This is a genomic window from Acidimicrobiales bacterium (assembly GCA_036491125.1).
Lineage (GTDB): Bacteria > Actinomycetota > Acidimicrobiia > Acidimicrobiales > AC-9 > AC-9.
The window spans coordinates 1-5,204 of record DASXCO010000144.1 but is presented as its reverse complement, the minus strand read 5'-3'; the positions used below and the strand labels follow the sequence as shown (position 1 = coordinate 5,204).

The window sequence follows — 5,204 nt, the reverse complement described above, 5'->3', positions numbered from 1 at the left end:
GACCGAGGCGGCCTGTCCGGGGACCGAGGCCGAGCTGGTGGCCCTGGCCAAGGCCTCGAGCCTGCAGGTGCTGCGCGACAACGCCCGCAGTCGCCGCCTCGGGGCCACCGACGCCGAGGGCCTGCACGCCGCCCAGCAGGCCGCCCGAGAGCTGCGCCACTGGCGCGACGACCTGGGCATGGTGCGCCTGGCCGGGGCCCTTCCTCCAACCGTGGGAATTCCCCTCGTCAATGCCCTGGAGGCCGAGACCGACCGCATCAGAAAGGCCGCCCGGCGGGAGGGGGCCACCGAGCCCCGCGCCGCGCATGCCGCCGACGCCCTGGTGGCCCTCCTGGCGGGAAAGGCCAGGGCAACCACCAAGGCCGACCTGGTCGTGGTCTGGCAGCGCCCGGGCGACGGCGGGGAGGGGACGGCCCACCTGGTCGGCGGGGGCCCGGTCCCGGTGGGTGTAGCCAGGCGCCTGGCCGAGCGGGCCTTCGTGAAGACCCTGATCCACGACGGGGTGCGCATCGAGACGGTCAGGCACTTCGGGCGCCACATCCCCGCCGAGCTGCGCACCGCCCTCGACCTCGGTGGTCCCCCCGACTTCGACGGGGTCATCTGTGTGGACTGCGGCACGCGCCACCACATCCAGTACGACCACGTCGACCCGGTGGCCAACGGTGGCCCCACCACCCAGGCCAACCTGAGCGGGAGGTGCTGGGACTGCCACGAGCTCAAGACCGAGCGGGACCGCCAGGCGGGACTGCTGGGCGGAGGCGGGAGGGAGCCGCCGTGAGTTGCGAGGCGGTAGCGTGGACTGGTGAGCGTGCAGCTCAACCACACCATCGTGTGGTGCAGGGACAAGAAGCAGTCGGCCGCGTTCCTCACGGAGGTACTCGGGCTGGAGCCGGCGTCGGAGTTCGGGCCCTTCCTGGTCGTCGAGGCGAGCAACGGCGTGTCGCTGGACTTCCACGATGTCGAGGGGGAGATCACTTCGCAGCACTACGCGTTCCTCGTCGACGAGGAGGAGTTCGACCAGATCTTCGGGCGGATCTCCGAGCGTGGGCTCGACTACTGGGCCGATCCGGGTCTCAACCGGCGGGGCGAGATCAACCGCAACGACGGGGGTCGCGGGGTGTACTTCTGCGACCCCGACGGCCACGTCCTGGAGATCATCACCAGGCCGTACGGCTCCGGTCGGTAGGCCTCCGCAGAGTAGGCTCACGGCGCATGTGCGGGATCAGTGGCTTTTGGGGTCCTCGCGACCGCGGGTTGCTGGAGGCGATGACCGACGCCCAGCGGCACCGCGGGCCGGACGACGACGGCTACTTCGAAGCCGACGAGGCCAGCCTCGGGTTCCGCCGCCTCAGCATCATCGACATCGAGCACGGGCATCAGCCCATGGCGACCGACGACGGGCTCGTGCACATCGTCTACAACGGCGAGGTCTACAACTTTCGTGAGCTGCGGGCCGAGCTCGAGCCGCTGGGCCACACCTTCCACACCAACTGCGACACCGAGGTCGTCCTCCACGCGTACGAGGAGTGGGGGACCGACTGCTTCGCCCGCTTCAACGGCATGTGGGCGCTGGCGCTGCTGGATCGCCGCGACGCCCGCTCCCGGCTCGTGCTCGCCCGCGACCACTTCGGGATCAAGCCCCTCTTTTACGCCCGTAACGGACAGCGGGTGCTGTTCGCGTCCGAGGTCAAGGCCATCCTCCAGGACCCGAGCTTCGAGCGGGCAGTCAACGAGCAGGCGATGTTCGACTACCTGGCCCACGGGCTGTTCGACCACACGACCTCGACCTTCTTCGAGGGGGTCCGCCAGGTCCCGGCGGCGGCGTTCGCCGTCATCGACGACTCGGGCATCAGCGAGACCACCTACTGGACGCCGCGGCTGAGCGAGTCGGGCTCGGCCGACCCAGAGGACTTCAGGGCGGTCTTCGAGCGCGCCGTGGAGCGTCGGCTCGTCGCCGACGTGCCCCTGGGGATCTGTCTCAGCGGGGGTCTCGACTCCTCGTCCATCTGCGGTGTCATGTCGAAGCTCTTGAGGGAGAAGGTGCCCGACGCCACCTCCATGGGCGACCGGCTGAAGACGTTCTCGGCCGTGTTCCCCGGCGATCCCATCGACGAGTCGGACTACATCGAAGAGGTCGTCAGGCTGACCGGTGCCGACAACGCCCAGGTGCAGCCGACCGCCTCCGACTTCATCCGGGAGCTCGAGGCCTGGGTCTGGCACGTCGAGGAGCCCATGGTGAGCAGCGCCCCGTTCGCCATGTGGATGGTCATCCGTCGTGCCCGCCAGGACGTCACCGTCGTGCTCGACGGCCAGGCGGGCGACGAGCTGCTGGCCGGCTACTCGCACTACCCCTATGTCTTCCTGCGCGAGCTCGCCCGCAAGCGTCGTTGGGGCAAGTTCCTCCACGAGGCGTGGCGCACCCGCGACCTGGTCCTGCCGCTGGTGCGCCGGCGCCTGCGTGACCGCCGACACCACGTCGACGTCGCCGGCCTGCTCCAGCCGAGTTTCCTCCGACGGCACGACCCCCCGAGAGACGACCGGGTCACGAACGACCTCAAGCTGCGCCTGCTCCAGGACTTCATGACCTACAGCCTCCCGCCCCTCCTGCGCTACGAGGACCGCATCTCGATGGCCCACTCCCTGGAGGCGCGCCTGCCGTTCCTCGACCAGGAGCTCGTCGAGCACATCCTCAGCCTCCCGACCGAGGCGATCATCGACGACGGGTGGAACCGAGCCGTGCTGCGCAAGGCCCTCGGCCCGTCGCTGCCGGACAAGGTTCGTCGGCGCCGCAAGAAGATCGGGTTCACCACGCCGGAGTTTCGTTGGTTCCGGCGACAGCGCGCTGCCCTCCAGAGCCTCATGCGCTCACCGAGCTTCTCCAGGCGGACGTGGTGGAACGGGCCCGCCGTCGCCGAGGCGTTTCGTCAGGCGTGCGTCGGCGAACGCGAGGAGAACATGTTCTTCTGGCGGGCGATCAACGCCGAGGTCTGGATGCGCATCTTCATCGACGACCGGGCCATGAGCCTGAACGACGACAGCTACGCGGCCGGGTTCGCGGTCCGCGGTGACGCCCAGGTCCGGGCCGGGCTCGATCCGGCCGAAGCCAAGACCATGGCATCGTCCGCCCCCAACGCCCGCCGGCACATGTTCATGACGCGGGACGGCGAGACGTTCGCGCGCATCCCGCTGCGGTCACCGGTGATCGGCCGCGGGGACAACCTCACCGACGTCCTCGCCGGATGCCTGGACGGCTTGCGGGAGCAGGGCTGCCCCCCGCGCGACGGCGACCTGGTCGTGATCAGCGAGAAGGCGCTGTCGATCAGCCAGGGTCGCGGCCGACCGGTGGACGAGATCCACTGCACCACGGCGGCCAAGGTGCTCTCGCGGTTGGTCACCCGCACGGCCATCGGCATCGGCCTGGGGCATCCGACGACGATGCAGCTGGCCATCGACGAGGTGGGGCTGCCGCGGATCCTGCTCGCTGCGCTGGTGGCCGGGGTCACGCGGCCCCTTGGCCGCCGGGGGGACTTCTACCGGGTCGCCGGATCACGCGTCAACGCCATCGACGGACCGGCGGCCTCCAACCTGCCGCCGTACGATCACTGGGCGATGGCGGCCCCCCTGGACAGCGAGGGTGAAGCGCGGCGCATCGCCGCCGCCCTCGGCGACCGGTACGGAGCGCGGATCGATGTCGCCATCATCGACGCCAACGACCTGACGGCGGAGGTATTCGCCGTCACCGACGGATCGAGCGAGGCGACGGTCCGCAGCCTGGTCGCCGACAACCCACTGGGCCAGTCGGCCGAGCAGACCCCCTTCGGGTTCATACGGCGGATCACCGACAGGGACGAGTCGCCGGTTGCGGCCAGCGCCTAGCAGAGGCAGCGGCATGGGCAGCGTCACGCAGAGCCCCCAGAAGTGGCTGGACGTCGATACAGCGGCGATCTCCGACAACGCCGCCGCCGTCAAGGCGACGCTGGGACCTGGCGTCGCCCTCATGGCCATGGTGAAGGCCAACGGCTACGGCCACGGATTCGAGCTGGCGGCGGCGGCGGCGATCGCGGGAGGGGCGACGTGGCTCGGCGTCTCGTCGCCGGCCGAGGCCCTACAGGCGCTGCCGTTCGGCGTCCCCGTGCTCATCGTCGGCGCCACCCCCGATCGGTTCTACCCGGCGATGGTCGAGGCCGGCGTCGAGCTGACCGTCTTCGACGCCGAGTCCGTCGAGTCGCTTGCTCGCGCCGCGGCGCAGGCTGGGCGACGGGCACGGGTCCACGTCAAGATCGACACCGGTATGCACCGCCTGGGTGCCCAGGAGACGGACCTCGAGCCGCTGCGGCGCGCCCTCGAGGCCGGTCGCGCCGACATCGAGATCGCCGGCATCTTCACCCACTTCGCCGACTCCGAGGGCCCCGACCTCGAGGTCACCCGGCACCACCACGCCGCGTTCGTCGAGCGGGCCGAGCCGCTGCGCCAGCTCGCCCCGGACGCGCTCGTCCACGCCGCCAACAGCGGCGCCATCTTCCGCCTTCCCGAGACCCACCACAACCTCGTCCGCCTCGGCATCGCTCTGTACGGATACCCGATGGTCGACACGCTCGTCCCCGTCCGCACGGCGATGACCATGCTCGCCGAGGTGACCCAGGTGAAGGAGATCAGCAAGGGCGACACCGTCAGCTACGGCCGAACGTGGACCGCACCGAGGACGACGCGCGTGGCCACCGTGCCGGTCGGCTACGCCGACGGCATCCACCGGTGGCGGGCGGGGACCGACACCGTGCTCCTCGGCGGCAGGCGCAGCCCCATCATCGGCCGGGTCACGATGGACCAGGTCATGGTCGACGTGACCGACTGCGACCCGGTGGCCAAGGGCGACGTGGCCGCCCTGCTCGGCGACCTCGACGGCAACCACCTCGGCGCCGACGAGATCGCGGCCTTCGGGGACACCATTCCCCACGAGGTGCTGTGCGCCACCTCGTCGCGCGCGGCGCGCATCCCCCGGCCCTCGGCCCGGTCGACTCGCGACTAGCCGATCGGCGACGGCAGCTGGGCCGTCTTCGGATAGAGGCCGGTTCCCCGCGGCGCGTCGGCGGGCACCGGACCCGAGTCGGGCGAGGTCGCCAAGGTCAGATAGGCGTAGTCGGCGGGCTGTCCGTCCTGGGCGACCAGCCCGGGGCAGCCGGCCCGCATGTCCTCGCAGTCGAAGG

The 5,204-nt window shown here is 70.7% G+C and carries 5 protein-coding genes; 4 read left to right on the top strand and 1 reads right to left on the bottom strand.

The features are described from left to right. The 4 genes from VGF64_11570 to alr all read left to right on the top strand — a co-directional run. Positions 1-778, top strand: a 778-nt coding sequence (locus tag VGF64_11570) for an HNH endonuclease (protein ID HEY1635389.1), incomplete at its 5' end; no start/stop codon positions are given. Positions 779-802: 24 nt separating this feature from the next. Beyond that, positions 803-1,186: a VOC family protein gene (locus VGF64_11565; protein ID HEY1635388.1), complete on the top strand. Its 384-nt coding sequence runs from the start codon at positions 803-805 to the stop codon at positions 1,184-1,186. 26 nt (positions 1,187-1,212) lie between these two features. Next, positions 1,213-3,876: an asparagine synthase (glutamine-hydrolyzing) gene (gene asnB / locus VGF64_11560; GenBank protein HEY1635387.1), complete on the top strand. Its 2,664-nt coding sequence runs from the start codon at positions 1,213-1,215 to the stop codon at positions 3,874-3,876. Positions 3,877-3,889: 13 nt separating this feature from the next. After that, positions 3,890-5,026 carry an alanine racemase gene (gene alr, locus VGF64_11555; protein HEY1635386.1) on the top strand — a complete coding sequence of 379 codons (1,137 nt, stop codon included), beginning with the start codon at positions 3,890-3,892 and terminating at the stop codon, positions 5,024-5,026. Here alr and VGF64_11550 read toward each other — a convergent pair. Beyond that, the coding region (locus VGF64_11550) for a hypothetical protein (protein HEY1635385.1) at positions 5,023-5,204 on the bottom strand (182 nt) is incomplete at its 5' end. The genes alr and VGF64_11550 overlap by 4 nt on opposite strands.